Raw genomic sequence first — 19,962 nt, 5'->3', positions numbered from 1 at the left:
AAGCAAAAGTAGAAGCATTATTGCTATATTTGCTTACGAAAATGATTTTAAACCTTTCAAATCTGACATGAACGAACTGCGGAATGATTTACTACGTTACTTGACGATCAGCGCTACGGATGAGGAATGGGGAATCGTCGTCACGACGGTCGGATATCAATTCATCCCGCCGGGTTGCGCCTATCCACTTTCCCGGCATCCGGAGAAGTATAATTTCAAGCCTCAGACCGGGCGCATCCTGAATGAGTATCAATTGGTATATATAACGAAAGGTAGCGGGTACTTTTCCTCCCAGTCTTGTAAATCGCAAAAGATAAACGCAGGGACGATGATCCTCCTTTTCCCCGGGGAATGGCATAGTTATTATCCGGACCGGGAAACGGGATGGGATGAGTATTGGGTAGGTTTCCGGGGCATTCATATCGATAAACGTGTGGAGAAGAAATTCTTTACCAAGGAAGAGCCGCTACACCGGATCGGGCTGAGCGCTACGATCGTCGGACTTTATGAGGATATACTGAAGTTCGCCTCGGAGGAGAAATCCGGTTACCAACAGATGATCTCCAGTATCGTGCTTCATATATTAGGCTCCGTATATTATAAGGAAAAGAACAACTCCTTCACGAACACCTATGTCGTAGATAAAATCAACGAGGCACGTATATTAATGAAGGAGAACATCGAGGACCCATTAAGTCCGGAAGAGATCGCTGCCCGTCTTGGTTTAGGTTATTCATGGTTTCGCCGGATGTTTAAAGAATACACCGGCGTCTCCCCCGCCCAATATCAATTACAACAGAAGCTCCTTCGTGCGAAAGAGCTTCTGACTAGCACCCCTTTGACGATCTCCGAGATCGCCTATAGCCTGCATTTCGAGAATGCCGGCCAGTTCTCCACATTCTTTAAGAAGAAAGAAGGGGTTACACCCTCGGAATTCAGGGATCGGACGCATTGAGCTGGAGTGAACCGCTCAATAAGGTTTATAAGGCGTACGCATGACATTCCATGTTTTTGGTAGCCACACTCTATAACGTTCTGCCTGATTCCACGTATTACCAGCTGATGCGAAATCGCACAGATGAATCGGGCGAGCCTTGCCGTTTCCTTCCAAATCCGTTCCTAAAACCATAGGAACGGTAAAAGCCATCCAAGCGAAATCGGGGGCTTGTACCGGAGTTAATTCCACATAACCATCCTTGCTGACGATCACGGAAGCCTCATCCACATCTCCATCCTTAAAGCGGCTATCTCTAGCCAGCACCAAAGGGCCTCTTACGATCGCTTGAGCCTCGTTCAGCTCCACCAAGCGAGCCCGCATATCCAACTCCACCGTAATTTCATCCCCTTTCTCCCAAGTCCTATGAATCGGTAGGTATGCTCCAGCCAACAGATCCGTTAAAGGCTCACCATTGACAGACACCACAGTTCGCTCACTCCACGCCGGGATACGCAAGGCGATCGTAAAATCACTCGTCTTCTCCGGTTCCACCACAATCCGGACTTGCCCGTCTATCGGGTAGTTCGTCTCCTGTGTCATCGACACCCTCGTCTTTTTATCCAACTCTACCTCCACGCTCGAAGCCGCATATAGGTTGACATCGATACGTCTGCCGTTTATCTGATAAGCGAATTGCGGAATCATCGCGAAAGCACGAGGTCCATTCGCATTGCAACAATTGATATGCATACCGCATTGCTCCTCTCCTTCATGCCGCCAGCCCTCCAACGGACTGTATTTCGCTATTTGAGAGGCATCCGCTTTCAGCGAGGCTAGTAAAGCGTTATACATAGCCTTCTCGATCTGGTCCGCATATAAGGAATTTCCGGTTAGTCCGAGCATCCTGTCACAAATCTGCATCCACGTGAACGTCACACAAGTCTCCATCGTATGATAAGTAGGATAAGTTTGTAACGCCTTGCCCCCATACCAGCACTCGAACGCACTACCGGAACCAGCCACATTGATTTCCTCATTGATAATATGATTCATCGTTTTCTCCACCACAGATAAATATAATGGATTCTTAGTGACCTTGTAAAGTTCCAACAAGCCCTCATAACAAGACATCATCTCATATGCTTTTTGTCCATTCTCCGGAGAGAACCAAACCTTTGGATGTGGAAAACGTCCGGCGACAGGAATATCCGCAATCGCCTTACTAATCAATCGAGGGCCTTCCGGAGTCTCCCATTGCTTTACGATGTACTTGGCAAAATCCAGATATTTATCTTGCCGGGTACGATTATACAGATACATCACCGGCTCAAGTACCGAAGAGCTTGGCATTCCTATATAATTACCGGTCGTCACGATATTCACTTTTCCGGGTCCCACCTGCGTCATCAAATGGTCGATCACCCGGCAGGCGGCATCCAAAGCTTTTCGATCCCCGGATAAGTCATAATAAGCGATCAAACCTAAAGCCGTGTATTTCCGCCCCCATATATCCCACTGGTTCAACTGCGCTTCCTCGGAATAATTACCGATATACCCATTCGGTAATTGGGTTTCCATCAACGACTCCGCTCCATTCTTAATAATCTTGTACAACTCAGGATCTTTATCATAACGGTATGAGGCGATCGCCCCTTGTATCCATTTTCCCCAAAATTCCGATTGCCAGCGCAAGGTCTCTTCCTTATGCCGGAAAGGTTCCACCAAATGATCCACATCTTGAGCTTTCACTCGATACTCGATACAAGCGTCGATCCGTTGCCCCAAATAACCGGATATCCTCAAGTGACGTACAGGATCAGTGTTTCTTACTTGCGCATTCATACAACAAACACAAAAACAAAAGAATAGACACGACATGCCTTTTGTTAATACGGATATACTCATAAACACAATTCTTAAAGTTAATAAATGTGATAAAGATAGCACATTCCACTTGTTCAGAACTTTCAGAATTGACAAAATAAATATGAATATTGACACACAAATCGTATCTTAAAATAAAATATCTATTATTTTTCCCCTGATATATTTTGTATGAATCCCAGTAAATACATATTTTTACTTCAAAAAAAATTTAAGTTATGAGGGTCATTTATCTTTTACTATCTTTTATGCTTTGTTTCTGTCCGGTCATGCAGGCGCAAAATACGACGAATCAATTTATGAAACAGGCACAAAGCAGCCTGGAAAAAAAAGACTACACCAAAGCTCGTTATCTTTTTTTACAAGCTTACAAGAGCTTATCCCAACAAGGTGATTACAAACAGGCAATCGATGCCGGTACGCAGGCGGCTTATCTATATTATTGCGAGAATTATTACCAAGAGGCATTCGATCTTTGCCGCCAGATGAACCAATTCATCTTAACCGAGGAACTGAAGTTGCAAAAATCGCTCTATGAGCAACGCTTCCAAGTAACGAAAGAGCGGTTGGAAATGTATATTAAGCTAAAGAACGCCGCCCAAGCGCAAGTTCAACTCAATACATTAGATAATCTGGCCAGCCAAGCGGGTGATGAGAAGTTATCGAACAATTTATTATATACCCAAGCGGGTTATTATTATACGTTCGGGCAAAACGAGCAGGGGGACGCTGCTTTCCAGAAACTGATCAACCAGTATAAGGAGAAAAAAGAATACGACAAGGTGAACGATTGCTACCGGAACCTGATCTCTATCGCTCGTAAGGCAAACAACGCCCCACTGATGGAACGTACCTACGACAAATACATCGTATGGACGGATTCCGTAAAGGCTCTTACGGCAGAGGATAAGCTAGGGGCATTACAACAAAAATACGATCAGAGCCTACAGACAATACAGGAGAAAGACGATAAATTGTCTGTTAAGCAATATATGATTGTTGGACTTATTACATTCGTGGTAATCCTTATAGCCGCCTTACTTTTCTTAGGATTCCTTTTGCTGCGCTTCATCGTGCTGAACAAGAAATTAAAGAAAATCATCCAGACGACAAACGAGCATAGCGAACAACAAGCCCAATTCATCCAAAACATATCGGTTCAGATGGAGCCTACCTTGAACAAGCTTAGCGCATCCGCCAAGGAATTACAGGCGGTAGCTCCGAAGCAGGCCGAGGATGTATGGACACGGGTAGAGGCTTTGAAACAGTTTACGGTTCATATCCAAGAGCTTTCCTCCTTGGAGAATACGTTGATGGAACCGTATGAGGTTAGTTCTTTTAATGTAGGAAACTTCAGTAAGAAAATCGTGGAGAAGGTTAAAGGGGATATTCAGCCGGAGGTCAACCTCGTAACAGACGTGCCCCAATTGGAGATTAAGACGAACGCCGAGCATCTGGAACAAGTCTTATTGCATTTGTTAAAGAATGCCGCATTATATACTTCCAGCGGTAACATTCGTCTGGAATTTAAACGGAAAGGCGCTCATGTTTGCCAATTTATCATTACCGATAATGGTACAGGCATACCAGATGATCTAAAAGAGAACTTATTCAAGCCATTCAATGAGGCGAAGGATCTAGCACAAGGCGATGGTTTGGGATTACCCATCTGCGCACTGATGGCTAGTAAATTAAACGGAACCCTATCTATCGATAAGGAATATAAGAAGGGATGCCGGTTCGTCTTGGTATTGCAGATATAAAATAGACTCACTTTGTTTGTCTTTTTACCGCGATGCGGATGCAGTGACGCTACAATCCGGGTTGCAGTAACACTGCATCCACATCGCGGTATCACTGCAACCCGGGTTGCGGTAGCTTATTCCGGCAAATGCTTCCGTAAGAACTCAATCCAGTTACCAGAGGCGATACGGTTGATAGCATCGTCCGTAAAGCCACGGTATTGAAGGATCGGGAATATCTTTTGGAGATCGGCGATCGTTACTAGGTCATACGGGCATTGCTCCGTACCGAAAGCACCATCCAGATCACTGCCGATAGCCACATGGTTCGCGTTTCCGGCCAATTGGCAGACATGATCGATATTGTTCGCCATAATCTCCATACCACAGTTCATGCCTCTTGGAGTAGACTCGCCTCGCACCCAGTTCGGTACCATCATCCAAGCGTCTAGGGCGATACCGATCACGGCGCCACGCTCTATCAACGCCTTGATCATCTCGTCGCTAAACTGGCGGTTGTGATCTACGAAGGCCCGACAGTTGTTATGGCTCGCCCAAATCGGTCCCTTATACAAATCCAATGCATCCCAGAAAGCCTCATCACATAAATGGGTCACGTCAAGAATCATACCCAAGCGATCCATGGTACGCAACAACTCTTTCCCCATGGCATTCAGATGACCGGTAGAATCCGTACCGTTGGCATATCTTCCGGGGCCGTAATGTGCCGGGCCAACCGCCCTCAAGCCATAAGCATACGCCCTTTCCACATGATTCACCGTGATGAACGAGTCGGCTCCCTCGATACTTAATACATAACCGATCGGCTTCTTGTCGGCGGGTTCACCGTCTTTCCAAAGAGCCAGATGCGTATCCAAGGCCTTCTTATCCCGGATCATGACCATCTGGCCCTCCTCTTCCATCGCCTTATACCAAGCAAGTTGGCCTTGGGTCTGCGCCCAAGCTTGTTCCGGGGAATGCCAACCGGGAAGTGGATTATCCGGCCCTACATAGCGACCGATCTGGGTGGCGACTACCAACCCGACGTTTCCTTTACGCAGTTCCTCAAACGATATAGTGGCGTTTCCACGGTCGGGCTTATCGGTCATACCGATTTCTCTCCGGTTTATTTCCTTTAGGGGTTGACGCAAATCCCGGTTCCACTCCAAAGCGTTCATGCTAAGGTCGAGATGAGCGTCGATAATAAATGGCTTATTCATTTTATTAATTGAGAGTTGATAATTGATAATTGAAAATTTGATTACCGTTAATAGGTGATGCGACGTGAACGGGCAATGATAGGCCATTCGCCGATCGCCTCACGATCCCGGATCACATAAGCCTTGTCGTATAAAGCGACCGTAGGACAAATATGAACGGGAATGCCATAGAATACGGAACCTAATGGATAGAGCCGACTGTCCGGGACTTCCAAGACCAGATGCTCCTCGCTCTGGGAGATAGGTTTCGCCTCCGGATGGTTCAAGAAAAACACACGGGGCAAAGGACTTTCCGAGGCTACCGCCTTGTAACCAAGATCTACGCAAACATGATGCTCATCCAGCACGGAAATGACCCGAGTTATCAATAAGGCAGCTACCTTGAACGGCATATCCGGATAAGCGTTTCCATACCCCCAATCCCAGAACACAAACGTGCCGGGACTGCATTCGCAATCCTTCCGCTTCGCGTACATCGGGAATGTAGGAGTACCTCCCATCACCTTTACCAATGGATAGGCAAACTTGCGGGATATCTCCCGGAACACACGTTCGGTCAAGGCGTACGCTGCATCCGCGCCTTGGCAACGTACCGATAGCTCCGCGTCATGTATATGTCCGTCGTAGCCATGCAACCCGATAATCTGCAGAGACTTCAGCGGCAGAATGGCATCCACCAGCGCCTCCGCTCTCTCCGGGAGGACTCCGGTACGATTCATTCCCACGTTCAGATCGATAAAGACATCCAAGGTGATATTCCCGGCCTCGCAAAGAGCCGAGATCGCACGGGCATTCTCCGCTTGATCTACCAAGCAGGAGTAATGGGTGGCGGGATATGCCTTTATCAAATCTAATAAGCGGGAAATCTTCGGACCTACCGGCTGATAGGCTAATAATACATCTGGGGCATTCATATGCCCCAGCATCTCGGCCTCGGCAATCGTAGCGCACTTGAACTTCCGGATTCCGGCATCCAGCAGCATGCGGGATACCTCAGCCGCCTTATTCGTCTTCACGTGCGGACGAAGCCGGTTCGTATCGCCTATGATCCTCTTGGCCAACTCGATATTGCCGGAAATACGATCCGGATAGAACGCCAAGGCTGGCGAGTCTATCCGGTCTACATTACTTATGACGTACCAATCGTCCATGGCTTATTCGTATAATTCGAACAAAGCCTCTATCTCTACAGGAATATTATCGGGAAGAGAACCGAATCCTACGGCGCTACGGGTACCTACACCGTTATCCGGCCCCCATACGGCGGCGAACAACTCGCTACAGCCATTGATCACATAAGGATGCTTTCCGAAATCGGGCGTACAATTTACCATACCCAATACCTTGATCACTCTCTTTATCTTGTTGAAGCTACCAAGGTTCGCCTGGATGGTCGCCAACATGGTAAGTCCTACTTGCTGGGCGGCGAGTTTGCCTTCATCCATCGTCAAGTCCTTGCCGATACGTCCGATGATCAAGGACTTATCATTCCGCACAGGCCCGTGACCGGAAAGATACAGGTATTTGCCATCTATCACACAAGGCTTGTAAACTCCGGCCGGAGCCGGTGCGGGAGGTAAGGTCAACCCTAATTTCTCAAAATTCTCATCTGCGTTAATCATGCTCATAATTTCTTTCATTTATATGTTAGTAAAAAAATATATTGATCTATTTCCTGACTCTTTCCGTTACCGGTTGATTCGTGGCGACAGAGATTCCTTGTAGCTCTACATACTCGACGCTTAAAGGATTCTTGGAGCTGGCTTTAACGTAGAGGGATTGGAGAATCGCCTGTTGGTTGTTGATCGTTATGTAGCATACATAGCGGGAATCACGTTTGGTAATCGTCAACTGGCGGGAGGGATAAGCGGTCAATGAGCATACACAAGCATTATCACTCGCCGAGATCAGTTTATACCCATAAGCCATTTTCCGTTGGATATAGCTCAAGCCATTGGTTTCCCCCGGATGCTTTTCCCGATTGACCCAATAAACGTTCAAGGGATCATGTGTATCCAGCTTACCATCCCTCAGATTCACATCGTAACAAACCAAGTTCTTATTCACGCTTCGTGCTATATGAAAAAGCCTCCCGACCGTTGGATAAGTACCTTCCTCCGGGTCCGCCGCAAACGAGGCGACGAAAGGGAAAAGCATAATAACGATACTAAGCAGCCATCTCTTTCTCATTGCTCAATCATTCTTTTATTATACAATCATATTTAAGATCATTACCCCGATCAATCCTACGACCGACACGATCGTCTCCATGATAGACCATGAGCAGATCGTATCCTTTATGCTTAGGTTAAAATATTCCTTGAACATCCAGAAACCGGAATCGTTGACATGCGAGAACATCAAGCTACCCGCTCCTAAAGATAAAACCATCAAGTTCGGGTTCGCACCCGTTTGCGTAACTAAAGGCATCACCACGCCCGCCGCCGTCAACGCCGCCACCGTAGCCGATCCCACGCACAAACGGATCACGGCAGAGATCAACCAACCCAAGATCAACGGATGAATGGGCAATTGCTCTAGGCTTGTCGCCAGCTCATTGCTTACCCCGCTATCCTCCATGATCTGCTTGAAGATACCGGAACCCGCGATGATCAAAAGGATCATAGAGATATCTTTCACGGCCTCCCCATAGACTGCCATAACCGACTTGATACTACGTCCCTGCCGGATGCCCAGCGTATATGTAGCGAACAACAAGGCGATCAGCATTACAATGGAAGGAGCACCAATAAAAGAGACTATCCCGCTCGCCATCTCGCCCATATCCTTAAAGCAATAAGGAATAACCGTCACGATAATCAGTAAAAAGACAGGCAACGTAGCGCTGATAAAACTATTCGCCTTGCCCGGCATGCTATATCTCCCGCTATCCTCTTTCTGCTCGAACAACGTGACCGGACCGGATTTTATATGTTTCAACCGACTGCCGAACACCGGCCCGGCGATAATGATAGCTGGAATCGCCAAGAACAAGCCATAGATCAGCGTAAGGCCGATATTTGCGTTGAACTGTACCACCAAGGCTACCGGAGACGGATGCGGGGGCAGGAATCCATGCGTCACGGACAACGCCGCCAACATCGGCAACCCGATATAGACCGCCGGAAGCTTGTATTTATACACGATCGAGAAGATCAATGGCACCAACAACACAAATCCGATCCCATAAAATAACGGAATACCCACGACAAAGCCTGTCACCATCAGCCCCCATTGTATATGCTTAGTACCAAAAAGCGACACCATCACGGAAGCGATCTTCTGTGCCGCTCCGCTCTCGGCCACCAACTTGCCTAGCATAGCGCCTAATACGATAATCAACGTCAACCCACCCAAGATACTCCCGATACCGTTATTCACCGAGTCCGGCAGCTTCTCCAACGGAATACCCAAAGCGATGCCCGCCAAGATAGAGGAGATCAGAAACGCGATGAAAGCATCCACCTTAAAGTAGGATATCAAGACAATCAATAAGGCCAAACAAAGTACGACAATGATAAATGACATGTTTTTTCGCTGTATTAGTTTATAATCCGTAAACGGGATACAAAGAAAACATTTATTTCCGAACTACCCCTTTTTACGATAACTAATTACCGCTAACAGATTAAAAAAAACAGCAAATAGACAGACAATCACAAAATGTCCCCGTAAATCGGCAAAGCCGCTCCCCTTTAAATAGACCATACGCATCACATCCACGAAATAACGCACCGGGTTCGCCAGCGTGATCTTCTGCGCCCATTCCGGCATACTGCTGATCGGCGTGAACAATCCGCTTAGCAAGGCGAAAATGATCAAGAAGAAAAACGCCGTAAGCATCGCTTGTTGCTGCGTGGACGAGAAGGAGGAGATCGCCAAGCCAAATCCCGTAAAAGCGATCAAATATACGGCGGCGAACAAATAGATCACCCCGAAACTCCCCTCCGGCACCAAGCCGTAGATCAGCCAAGCGATAAGGATCGCCACCGTCAGCAGGACAAAGCCTATCACCCAGAAAGGGATCAGCTTCGACAGCAGGAACAGGGACTTGGGCACGGGCGAGACGTTTATCTGCTCGATCGTCCCTTTCTCCTTCTCGCTCACGATATTCAAGGCGGAGATCGATCCCCCAATAATCGTCAGCAAGAATACCATGATGCCGGGAACCATATAGATCTTGTAACTCAGGTGGGGATTGAACAGGTGAATCGAAGCCACTCCCCTTCCCGATCCCATAGAGGCGAAACCTTTCTCCCTATTGAAATCCTGTATAATCGAGGAGAGGTAGGAGCTACCCAAGCCGCCCTTGGTCCCGTTCACGGCGTTAGCGGCGATCATCACGTCCGCCCTGCCCTCCTTACCCAAGTCCCGCTCGAAATCAGAGGGAATTTCCAGAATGATATCGGACTCATTGCTCTCCACCGAGGTCAGCGCCTCGTCGTAACGATCCGACCGGTCTGTCAGGCGGAAATATCCGGAGGATAGTACCTTATCTACCAATTGCATGGAGGTGACGGAATGATCATTGTCCACGATGCTAAGGTTAATATTTCGCATCTCGAAATTAGCGGCGAAAGGCAAGATGATCAACTGCATGATCGGGATGATGAAGATAATCTTCGGCATGAACCGGTCCCGACGGATCTGCTTGAACTCTTTCTCTAACAAATATCGTAACATAGCTTATAATCGTATTTTAAAACGTTTCACACTCAAGAATACCAGCACGACCGCCATGAACGACAGTATCCCGATCTCCTTCAAGATCGACACGGCGGGAAGCCCCTTGATCATCACGTCCTTCACGGCGATGATATACCATTTGGCCGGAACGATATGGGAGAACCATCGCAGGATATCCGGCATATTCTCTATCGGGAACATCATGCCGCTCAACAACATGATCGGAAGCATCAAGGCGATACCGCTGATCAACATAGCCGCCTGCTGGGTATCGGCTACCGTGGAGATCAGCAGGCCCAGACAGAGGGATACGATTGCGTACAGGATGGACACGGAAACCAGCAACAGCAGGCTGCCTTTTATCGGAACGTCCAGCAGGAAATAGGATAGCAGCAAGATCGTAGCGATATTCACCATACTCAGCAATAGGTATGGGATCGCCTTGGCCAGAATGATGTAGATGGGTTTCAACGGGGAGACCAGCAGGACTTCCATCGTTCCCATCTCCTTCTCTTTCACGATGCCGATCGAGGTCATCATGGCGCATATAAGGATCAAGATCAAACCCATTACGCCGGGCACGAAGTTGTAGGCGCCTTTCATTTGAGGGTTGTAGAGCAAAGTGGTAACCGGGGTCACGGCTTTACTCTCAACCGCAGACTCTCCTTTCAACTGTTCCGCAATGATCGCCGAGCAATAGGCGATTAGCTGCGTGGCCTCGTTCGGATCGGTAGCGTCCGCCAAGACTTGTACTTGGGCATCGGCCGTGGAAGCGTATTGAGGGGGAAAGACAACTATGACGTGTACCTTTCCTTGCCGAAACAAGGCCCCGGCATCCTCATAGCTATCGACGGTCGTATACAGCTCGAAATACTCGCTGGCATTCAAGCGGTCTGCCATCTTCAGTGTCAGCTCATCCCGGCTTTGGTCGAAAATAGCGATCGGCACACGCTTGATCTCGGTCGTGATGGCATATCCGAACAAGATGATCAGGATGACGGGCATGAGCAAGAGGATCATTGTCGTGCGTGCGTCCCTGAAAATGTGATAGAACTCCTTTCTAACAAAGGATATGAATTGTTTCATCGTTTATTCTCCTCTCGTTGCTTTTCGAGCCAAGGCGTGGAAGACTTGGTTCATATTCGTTGTCTTAAAATCCCGCTTCAAGGCGGAGGGACTGTCTAACGCTTCGATCTTTCCGTCTACCATGATGGAGACACGGTTACAATACTCCGCCTCATCCATATAATGGGTGGTGACGAAGATCGTGATCCCCCGGGCAGCCGCTTCATAGATCAACTCCCAGAACTGGCGGCGGGTGACGGGATCGACGCCTCCGGTAGGCTCATCCAAGAAAACGATCTTGGGATCATGGATGATCGCCACGGAGAAGGATAGCTTCTGTTTCCACCCCAAGGGCAGGGAATCGACCAAGGTATTCCGCTCCTTTTCCAGCCCGAGGATATCCAGCAACTCATCCGTTTTCTGGGACAGCTGCCGTTTAGACAAGCCGTAGATACCGCCGAAGAGACGGATATTCTCCCATACCTTTAGATCGCCGTATAGGGAGAATTTCTGGCTCATGTATCCGATATTCCGTTTGATGGACTCGCTCTCCCGGTAGACATCGAAACCGGCTACCCGGGCCTCGCCGGATGTCGGGACGGATAGACCGCAGAGCATACGCATGGCGGTGGTCTTCCCTGCCCCGTTTGCCCCGAGGAAGCCGAATATCTCGCCCGGCTCCACCTCGAAACTGATATGATCGACGGCGGTGAAGGTGCCGAAACGTTTGGTCAGTTGTTTTACTTCTATCGCTTTCATTATTTATCCTTATTTCATAATTACAATGCCGTATTTCTCCAAGATTCGACCTCGCGCCCAACACGAGGCCCCGCATTTCCCCGAGATTCGACCTCGCACCCGACGCGAGCCCCGCATTTTCCCGAGATTCGACCTCGCACCCGACGCGAGCCCTCGCATTTTTCCGCGATTCGACCTCGCGCCTGACGCAAGCCCCGTATTTTTCCAAGATTCGACTTCGCACCCGACGCAAGGTCGAATCTTGGGGAAATGCGACACATCCCCTCTCCTACAAGGCCATGAAACAATCCTCAACGCTTGGCTCAAGGCGTTCGATGCTTACATCTGCGTAACCTTTGCCTTTCAGATATTCCTGTAATCGCCTCATGACATCCTCCCCATCCCTCCTCAACGTAAGATGATGAGCATCTCCAAAAGCGAAACATGAGTTTGTATCCGGGAACTCACGCAAGTCTCCCAACAACTTATACATCGACGCACATCGCACCGCATATAGCCGCCTATCGAATGAGGTACGGATGCCTACCGGCGTATCGATAGATAGGCATTCCCCAGAACGCACCAAAGCGATACGGTCGCAACGGGAGGCCTCATCCATATAAGGCGTAGAGACAAGTATCGTAATGCCTTGCCGTTTCAGACGATCCAGCATATCCCAGAACTCAGAGCGGGAGACAGGATCGACCCCCGTCGTAGGCTCATCCAAGAACAAGACATCCGGACGATGGATCAAGGCGCAACTCAAAGCCAGCTTCTGCTTCATACCACCGGACAGCTTCCCCGCCCGCCGATGCTTGAACGGCTCTATCTGACTATAGATATCCCGTACCAGATCGTAGTTCTCCTCGATCGTCGTATTGAAGACCGTAGCGAAGAAGTTCAAGTTCTCCTCTACTGTCAGGTCTTGGTAGAGCGAGAAGCGGCCGGGCATATATCCTACCCGCCGACGGATCTCCTTCAAGTCTTTCACCACGTCCAAGCCGCAGACAGAGGCGGTACCGCTATCGGCCAGCAACAACGTGGTCAGGATACGGAACAGGGTGGTCTTTCCCGCCCCATCCGGACCGATTAACCCGAACAACTCACCAGAGCCGATCTCCAGCGACAGATCCCGCAGGGCCTCGACATCGCCATAACGCTTGGTGATATGATTTATATGAATCTCATTATTCATATTTAATCTCCCCATATTGCCCGATCTTCAGATAACCATCGTTGCGGACGGCGATCTTGATGGCATATACCAAATTAGCCCGTTCGTCCTTCGTCTGGATACCTTTCGGGGTAAACTCGGATTTATCGGAGATCCACGTGATCGTACCGGGGTATTCCCGGCGATCATTCCCATAGTCGGCGAAGACCTTGAGAGATTGCCCTAGTTTCAGGTGGGATAACTGATCCGCCGTCACATAGGCGCGGAGATAAAGCAAGTCCGTATCGGCGATCTTGTAAAGCGGTTTGCCTGCCGCCGTCACCTCTCCCGGCTCGGCGTATTTCACCAATACCGTACCGGTCTGGGGATTGAGGATACGGCTTTTCATCAGTTGATCATCCAATTGCATGATCTGGTATTGCAGGCCTTCCGCCTCGGCGTCGGCACCTCCCGTCGTCTTGCTTAAAGAGGAGTATTGGGCATCCAGTTGTTTCTGGAGATATTTGATGTTATTCACGATATCGTCCAGTTGCTTTTGGTTACCCGCTTTGGCGCGCACCAAGTTCTCTTGTCGCTGCTGCTCGGTCTTGGCCGTGGCGATTTGTTGTTCCAGAACGGCGATCTGCTTGCGGATATCCGGCTTGCGAATATCTACTGAGCGAAGGCTGGCAGAGAGTTGCATCTTCCGCAGAAAAAGCTGGGTACTATCCACGTAACCCACGATGGCGCCGGCATCCAAGCGATCGCCCTCCTCGATATTCAGTTCCATGATCTTTCCGTTGGCTTCCGAAGATACCAAGATCTCGGTTGCCTCAAAGGTACCGGAAGCGTCAAAATCATTGTCTGTATTACCGCAAGCCGTCCATAGAAGGCTGCATAAGCTGATAAAAATCAAATGTCTCATAAATCAATTGTATTTGTCATACTCTATTTAATTCGTTGTATACATATAATTATAAATGGTCATCAAGCGCTGTACACGGTGCGCCGCGGCGGTTTGCCGGGCCATGTCCTCGGCGTTGATCTCCCGGATCAGGTCCGTGACGGAAATCACGCCATTCTCCAGCTTCACCTCCGCTGCCTGCTTGATGCTTGTTCTCAGACGGATGATATCGTCATCGGCACGCATCAGGTCCGTCATTTTCTTTATCTCCGTGTTTTGCCGCAAAAGTTGCAGGCGGGTATTGAATAAGAAGGTCTCCCGTTGCACATCAATCTGGCGACGGCTTACCTCGATCTTCCTCCGGTCGTTCTTCAGCGTGTACAACTTCCCCAGATTCCAAGAAAGACGGACACCGGCCACATAATAAGGCTCGAAACTATCCTCCAGCATGTTCAAGCCCGGCCGTCCGTAACCACCTTGTACGAAAGCTCCGATACGAGGCATCAAGCCCGCCGTTACCTGCTTGTTTTGCGTCTCGATCCATTCGCTCTTAGCATCCAAGGCCCGTAATTCCGGACGGTTGATTTGCGTGGACAATGAACGCTCGGGTGACTCCGGAGTCCTCAAGACGACTTGATCCGTCAGCGGTTTATTGATAAAGGTCGCCAACATCTGCCGATATGCCGTACGAGACGCTTTTAGCTCAATCTCATTTTGGCGGGCATTCAGCAGTTCCACTTCCATACTTTCCAGATCCGATTGATTCGCCACGCCATTGTCCATCATCGCCTTGATACGCTCGATATTGACCTGCAACTCTTTTTGAAGCAAAGCGTTCTGACGTATCAACTCGTCTTGCAGCAGGCAACCGAAGTAGATTTGATTCACCCGGTCGTTCAGCGCATACAACTCACTTTCCAATTGCTCCCGGTTGGCGATCGCCTCAGCACGAGTCAAGGCACGGGCCGAACGGGTGCTACCGCCGTCCCAAATCGTCTGGTCCACCTGCGCCACGACTTGATACTGGTCCTTGCTCAAGCTCGGGATCTCAAAGCCGGGAAGAAGCGAGGAGATCTTATCGCCATCCAAAGGCAACTTCGTCACGTCGCTCTGATAGCTTGCCTTACCGCTTACCGAGAGCTGGGGAAGCCAAGCCTTGCCCACATTGCTCAAGCTATAACGCTCCGTCTGATCGATCAAACCCATTTGATGAATCTGTGGATAATTCGCCCTCGCCCATTCGTAACATTGCGTGATCGTGACCGATTCCTGTCCGCCAACCCTCCCGGCATACCCAAACAGGCTAATTAACAATAATACATATACACCTCTCATATACTCTATGATATGTTTATTAAATTGAACAAATCCATCATCTGGCATCCGGGACCATCAGCTGGGTTATTACCTCGACGATCAAATCCCTGCGCCTATCCATATATTCCTCAAACCGCCCCATATCGTTATCCAAAAAAGCCGCCGCTAGTGGCTTGCGGATCAACAACGGGAAGACCACTAGGCTCACCAAGGTCGAAACTAAATCTATGACCGGCATCTTCCGTAGAAGCCCCTTGTCCATCTCCTCCTCTATCTGACGACGAAGACGCAAGATGGGCTGTATTTTTTTCGGGTCTCTCAGCACGGTCTGGAATAAACGTTCCGGATCTCTGTTTAACTCGCCCACCACAAAACTCGGAAACATCGGGTTCGCACGAACAATTCCCATATACAGATCAACGATCACCGGCATTTTCTCCAGCATCGTACTCTTCTCATCCAAAACCCGATCGATGTTCGGCAACAATGAAGAAAGCAATTGCCCGAAAATAGCGTCGAACAGAATCTCTTTCGTCCTATAATAATAATGTAAGGCCGTCCTGCCAATACCCACTTCTGCCGCCACGTCACTCATGGTAGCCGCCTCGTACCCCTTTCGGACAAACACTCGCTTCGCCGCTTCTATGATGCGAGGCTCCATCTCATTCATGTCTTTCGCTTCCATAATAAAATGTTATTTTTTGTTTTGTCACCATTGTTTGTCATTATTGTTTGACACATGCGTCAAAAATAGTATAAAAAAATTACATAGCAAGTAAAACCTAAGTTTTCTTGCTATGTAATCCTTCTTTTTTTCATTCGAGAGGAAATACGATTCCTTTCGAGAGGAAGGCGGATTCCCTTCGAACCCGCCTTTCATTTCTATCGGAAGTAATTATTGGATCGTGCGAGCCTCAACTCCTTCGGTCGTAATCTCCACGGGATTGATCAATCCCTCCTCGTTGAACGTCATCTTCTCGATACAAGTCTCCCGGTGGTCACGTGTCTTGACCCCGGCCGGCCGGCGATGGTACACGATGTAGTAATCTTCCGAATTCGGCACATGCATGATCGAGTGGTGACCCGCTCCGTTTGCCATATCGAAATTTTGCCGCAAGACCTCCCCAATACGATTGAACGGGCCAAAAGGAGAATCGGAGATGGCGTAAGCGACCTTGTAATCCGGTCCGGTCCAGCCCCCCTCACTCCACATGAAGTAATATTTACCATTCTTCTTAAACATAAACGGGCCTTCCACGTAATCCTTGGGAGTTACCTCTTTATAAATCGTTCCGTCCTCAAACGGTATAAGTCCGGTAAAGTCTTTGTTCAAGCGTACCATGTTGCAGTGCTTCCAACCACCGTAATACATATAATACTCATCATTGTCAGCGTCGTGGAAAACAAACTGGTCGATCGGCTGCGCCCCATTCACGATCTCGTTGATCAGCGGCTTACCCAGCAAATCCTTATAAGGCCCTTCCGGACGATCGCTCACGGCAACACCGATACCTCCGATCTCTCCCTCGTGCACGTCATTCGCCCCAAAGAAAAGATAATACTTACCGTCCTTGTTGATTACTGAAGGAGCCCACATAGCGATCTTCGCCCATTTCACCTCTGCCGTATCAAGAATGGCGGTATGCTTGGTCCAATTCACCAAATCCTTGGAAGAGAAGCAATCGAAGAAGGTTTGCTTCTCATATAAATCACTCGTAGTCGGGTAAATCCAATAGGTATCCCCGTAAATAATTCCCTCCGGATCGGCGTACCAACCCTCGAACACAGGATTACCACTCTTCGCTACCTCTTCATTTGGAGCCTGTTTAGGGCCACCACAGGACATCAAGGCACCGGCCATCAATACAGTGTAAAACAGGCTTTTCTTTCCGTTTATCATCAATAGTAGATTATTTATTAGTAAATCAAATAGTATCTTTTAATTATTCGAGTTCTCCATGTTCTTCGCCAAACCACCTTCCGAGGTCTCCTTATAAAGACTGGGCAAATCATTACCTGTCTGGCGCATCACCTCAACCACCTGATCAAAACTTACCCGGTGTTTTCCGTCGGAGAAGTTCGAGAACGTATTCGCGTCAAGTGCACGGGCAGCAGCAAAAGCGTTTCGCTCGATACAAGGGATTTGTACCAAGCCACAAACAGGATCGCAAGTCAATCCCAAGTGATGCTCCAATCCCATCTCGGCGGCATACTCGATCTGCGCGGGCGTACCACCAAACAACTGACTGGCGGCAGCGGCAGCCATAGCGCAAGCCACGCCAACCTCACCTTGGCAACCTACCTCTGCCCCCGATACGGAGGCATTCGTACGCACCACATTTCCAAACAAGCCTGCCGTAGCCAACGCACGCAATATACGGGAATCACGGAACTCACGCGTCTCCTTCAAGTGATAAAGGACCGCAGGCATTACACCGCAAGAACCACAAGTCGGAGCGGTCACGATCTTCCCACCGCACGCATTCTCCTCAGACACCGCCAAGGCATAGGCATACACCATTCCCCGGCTCTTGATACTGCTGCCATAACCTTTCGCACGGATCATATAATCGGAAGCCTTACGACGAATGCCCAAACCTCCCGGCAAGATGCCTTCCGCTTCCAGACCACGACGAACCGCATCCTGCATCACTTCCCATACCTCAGCCAGATAATCCCAGATAGAAGGGCCTTCGTGCTGCTCGACATATTCCCAATAGGAATGGCCAGTCTTCTCACACCAAGCCTGTATCTCCTTGATCGTATGCATATCGTATACTTGCTCCGTCCTCAACTCATTGAAAGACTCGTTCGCCAAGGTTCCCCCGCCGATACTATATACGGTCCACGTATCCAGCTCCTCGCCACTCTCATTATACGACTCGAACAACATCCCGTTCGGGTGGAACGGCAAGAAAGTCTTGGGTTCCCAAGTAATATTTGTCTTCGCGACCGGCTGTAATACCTCAAGAATAGCCGCGTCCGTCATATGGCCTTTTCCCGTAGCCGCCAGACTACCATATAAGGTTACGTTAAAACGAACAGCGCCCCGGTTACGTTCCAAGAACATTTGTGCCGCACGCATCGGCCCCATAGTATGACTACTTGAAGGGCCATGACCCATCCGGTATATTTGTTTGATTGATTCCATCTTTCTTCGATCTAAGTTTTCTTGTTTCTATACTTTAAGGAAAATATTATGTTTATAAAACGCATACAAAAGTACATAAATTACCGATACATTGCACATGGCAATGAGCACCGGATAATAATTTCCTAAATATTGCTGGGTTCCGAAAAACAAGGATTCGCCGATACACCTAAAACTTACCACGTTAGTAAGCATATAAGCCAGTATTGAATTCATGCCGTACACTTTCAGCCAAGTCGTATACTTTCGATGCCCTTTATAGTCGATCCAATAATAGAACAACCCCATAAGCAAGAAACAGTACCCACTGCTCACCAATACCATCGAACTGGTCCACAGTTTCTTAATAACGGGAAGCTCGATACCCCAAAGCCATCCGGCGATAACCATACCCAGACCAATACCGAATAACATCCGTAATTTGAGCCGCTCGGAATATAATTTGTTCTTTAGGATATATCCGGCGAACAACCCGGTCAACACGGTTACCCCGAAATTCAAGCTGCTCAGTATCCATGTATAACGATACCAAGTAGCGAATATCACCTCCCCGTTCTCCACCGTCGCCCCATCCCGGAAACGTCCCAGTACGGTGCGATCGATCCATTCGGCCAAATTACTATCCGGTGTGTACGAACCTCCCCCATAGTTACCGACTGTAATAAACTCCATCGTTCCCCAAAAGATTAATAAAAGAGATGCCGCTATACCGATCTGTACCCGTATCCTTACATGCAAGAATAACAAGGAAGCAATCAAATACCCCATAGCGATCGACTGCAAAGTATTTGAATACAAATAAACCCGGTCCGGGTCCAAAGCCAATAAATTACCTTGGCACATCATACCGAAGACCCAAAGCAGTAGCACCCGTTTCCCGATCCGCCGATATACCGCCATCTTATCGGGCATATCCTTATAACGAGACAAAGAGAAAGGCATAGAAACTCCCGCCATGAATAAGAATAAGGGCATCACGAGATCCCACGTATAGAATCCCTCCCATTCCACATGCGAGAATCCCCACATAAAAGAATTAAACCAAGGCATATCAATCGCATGGGCCAGCGGATGCAACACCATCTCCAACACCACTAAGCAAAAAAGGTCGAAGCCACGGAGTACGTCCAATGACTCCAACCGATTTAATTTCTTCTTCTCCATC

At 48.6% G+C, this 19,962-nt stretch carries 18 protein-coding genes; 2 read left to right on the top strand and 16 right to left on the bottom strand.

Annotated elements, in window-relative coordinates; translation table 11 throughout:
- Nucleotides 1–67: 67 nt before the first annotated feature.
- The gene (locus NBH07_RS01495) at nt 68–955 is read left to right on the top strand and encodes an AraC family transcriptional regulator (RefSeq protein ID WP_005856470.1); all 888 of its coding nucleotides are present in this window, start codon (nt 68–70) and stop codon (nt 953–955) included.
- A gap of 15 nt (nt 956–970) precedes the next feature.
- On the opposite strand, the gene NBH07_RS01490 is transcribed toward NBH07_RS01495, so the two are convergent.
- The gene (locus NBH07_RS01490; protein WP_011966399.1) at nt 971–2,842 is read right to left on the bottom strand and encodes a glycoside hydrolase family 127 protein; all 1,872 of its coding nucleotides are present in this window, start codon (nt 2,840–2,842) and stop codon (nt 971–973) included.
- Nucleotides 2,843–3,039: 197 nt separating this feature from the next.
- Between NBH07_RS01490 and NBH07_RS01485 the strand changes: the two genes are divergently transcribed.
- Nucleotides 3,040–4,584 carry a sensor histidine kinase gene (locus tag NBH07_RS01485; RefSeq protein WP_009017898.1) on the top strand — a complete coding sequence of 515 codons (1,545 nt, stop codon included), beginning with the start codon at nt 3,040–3,042 and terminating at the stop codon, nt 4,582–4,584.
- Nucleotides 4,585–4,700: 116 nt separating this feature from the next.
- On the opposite strand, the gene NBH07_RS01480 is transcribed toward NBH07_RS01485, so the two are convergent.
- The 15 genes from NBH07_RS01480 to NBH07_RS01410 all read right to left on the bottom strand — a co-directional run bounded on the left by NBH07_RS01480 (nt 4,701) and on the right by NBH07_RS01410 (nt 19,961).
- Nucleotides 4,701–5,783, bottom strand: a complete 1,083-nt coding sequence (locus tag NBH07_RS01480; RefSeq protein WP_011966400.1) for a dipeptidase — start codon at nt 5,781–5,783, stop codon at nt 4,701–4,703.
- A gap of 47 nt (nt 5,784–5,830) precedes the next feature.
- The gene (locus NBH07_RS01475) at nt 5,831–6,934 is read right to left on the bottom strand and encodes a D-TA family PLP-dependent enzyme (protein ID WP_008780489.1); all 1,104 of its coding nucleotides are present in this window, start codon (nt 6,932–6,934) and stop codon (nt 5,831–5,833) included.
- A gap of 3 nt (nt 6,935–6,937) precedes the next feature.
- On the bottom strand, nt 6,938–7,411 hold the full coding sequence (locus NBH07_RS01470) for a RidA family protein (RefSeq protein WP_005856453.1): 474 nt from the start codon (nt 7,409–7,411) through the stop codon (nt 6,938–6,940).
- A 40-nt stretch (nt 7,412–7,451) separates the two neighbouring features.
- Complete coding sequence (locus NBH07_RS01465; RefSeq protein ID WP_005856451.1) at nt 7,452–7,973, bottom strand: DUF4833 domain-containing protein; 522 nt, start codon at nt 7,971–7,973, stop codon at nt 7,452–7,454.
- An 18-nt stretch (nt 7,974–7,991) separates the two neighbouring features.
- Nucleotides 7,992–9,311 carry a gluconate:H+ symporter gene (locus NBH07_RS01460; RefSeq protein WP_057317343.1) on the bottom strand — a complete coding sequence of 440 codons (1,320 nt, stop codon included), beginning with the start codon at nt 9,309–9,311 and terminating at the stop codon, nt 7,992–7,994.
- A gap of 63 nt (nt 9,312–9,374) precedes the next feature.
- Nucleotides 9,375–10,466, bottom strand: a complete 1,092-nt coding sequence (locus NBH07_RS01455) for an ABC transporter permease (protein ID WP_057317344.1) — start codon at nt 10,464–10,466, stop codon at nt 9,375–9,377.
- A 3-nt stretch (nt 10,467–10,469) separates the two neighbouring features.
- The gene (locus tag NBH07_RS01450; RefSeq protein ID WP_011966402.1) at nt 10,470–11,555 is read right to left on the bottom strand and encodes an ABC transporter permease; all 1,086 of its coding nucleotides are present in this window, start codon (nt 11,553–11,555) and stop codon (nt 10,470–10,472) included.
- 3 nt (nt 11,556–11,558) lie between these two features.
- Entirely contained in the window at nt 11,559–12,293 is a 735-nt protein-coding gene (locus tag NBH07_RS01445) for an ABC transporter ATP-binding protein (RefSeq protein ID WP_005856443.1), read from the bottom strand.
- Between the two features lie 268 nt (nt 12,294–12,561).
- Nucleotides 12,562–13,482: an ABC transporter ATP-binding protein gene (locus NBH07_RS01440; RefSeq protein ID WP_008771941.1), complete on the bottom strand. Its 921-nt coding sequence runs from the start codon at nt 13,480–13,482 to the stop codon at nt 12,562–12,564.
- Nucleotides 13,460–14,350, bottom strand: coding sequence for an HlyD family secretion protein (locus NBH07_RS01435; RefSeq protein ID WP_005856439.1), 891 nt, complete (start codon nt 14,348–14,350; stop codon nt 13,460–13,462). The genes NBH07_RS01440 and NBH07_RS01435 overlap by 23 nt, the downstream gene beginning before the upstream one ends.
- 27 nt (nt 14,351–14,377) lie before the next feature.
- Nucleotides 14,378–15,664 (bottom strand): TolC family protein, encoded by a 1,287-nt coding sequence (locus NBH07_RS01430; RefSeq protein ID WP_057317359.1) that lies wholly within the window; start codon nt 15,662–15,664, stop codon nt 14,378–14,380.
- Between the two features lie 37 nt (nt 15,665–15,701).
- Nucleotides 15,702–16,331 carry a TetR/AcrR family transcriptional regulator gene (locus NBH07_RS01425; protein WP_009276036.1) on the bottom strand — a complete coding sequence of 210 codons (630 nt, stop codon included), beginning with the start codon at nt 16,329–16,331 and terminating at the stop codon, nt 15,702–15,704.
- Nucleotides 16,332–16,541: 210 nt separating this feature from the next.
- Complete coding sequence (locus tag NBH07_RS01420) at nt 16,542–17,546, bottom strand: glycoside hydrolase family 43 protein (RefSeq protein WP_057317345.1); 1,005 nt, start codon at nt 17,544–17,546, stop codon at nt 16,542–16,544.
- A 39-nt stretch (nt 17,547–17,585) separates the two neighbouring features.
- Nucleotides 17,586–18,797, bottom strand: a complete 1,212-nt coding sequence (locus NBH07_RS01415; protein WP_008771936.1) for an L-serine ammonia-lyase — start codon at nt 18,795–18,797, stop codon at nt 17,586–17,588.
- Between the two features lie 27 nt (nt 18,798–18,824).
- A complete protein-coding gene (locus NBH07_RS01410) occupies nt 18,825–19,961 on the bottom strand; it encodes an acyltransferase family protein (RefSeq protein WP_156682507.1) in 1,137 nt (378 codons plus the stop codon).
- Nucleotide 19,962: the final 1 nt, after the last annotated feature.

Source organism: Parabacteroides sp. B2-S-102, assembly GCF_023656665.1.
Lineage (GTDB): Bacteria > Bacteroidota > Bacteroidia > Bacteroidales > Tannerellaceae > Parabacteroides > Parabacteroides distasonis.
The sequence above is the reverse complement of the archived record's forward strand: the minus strand, read 5'-3'. Positions and strand labels throughout refer to the sequence as shown.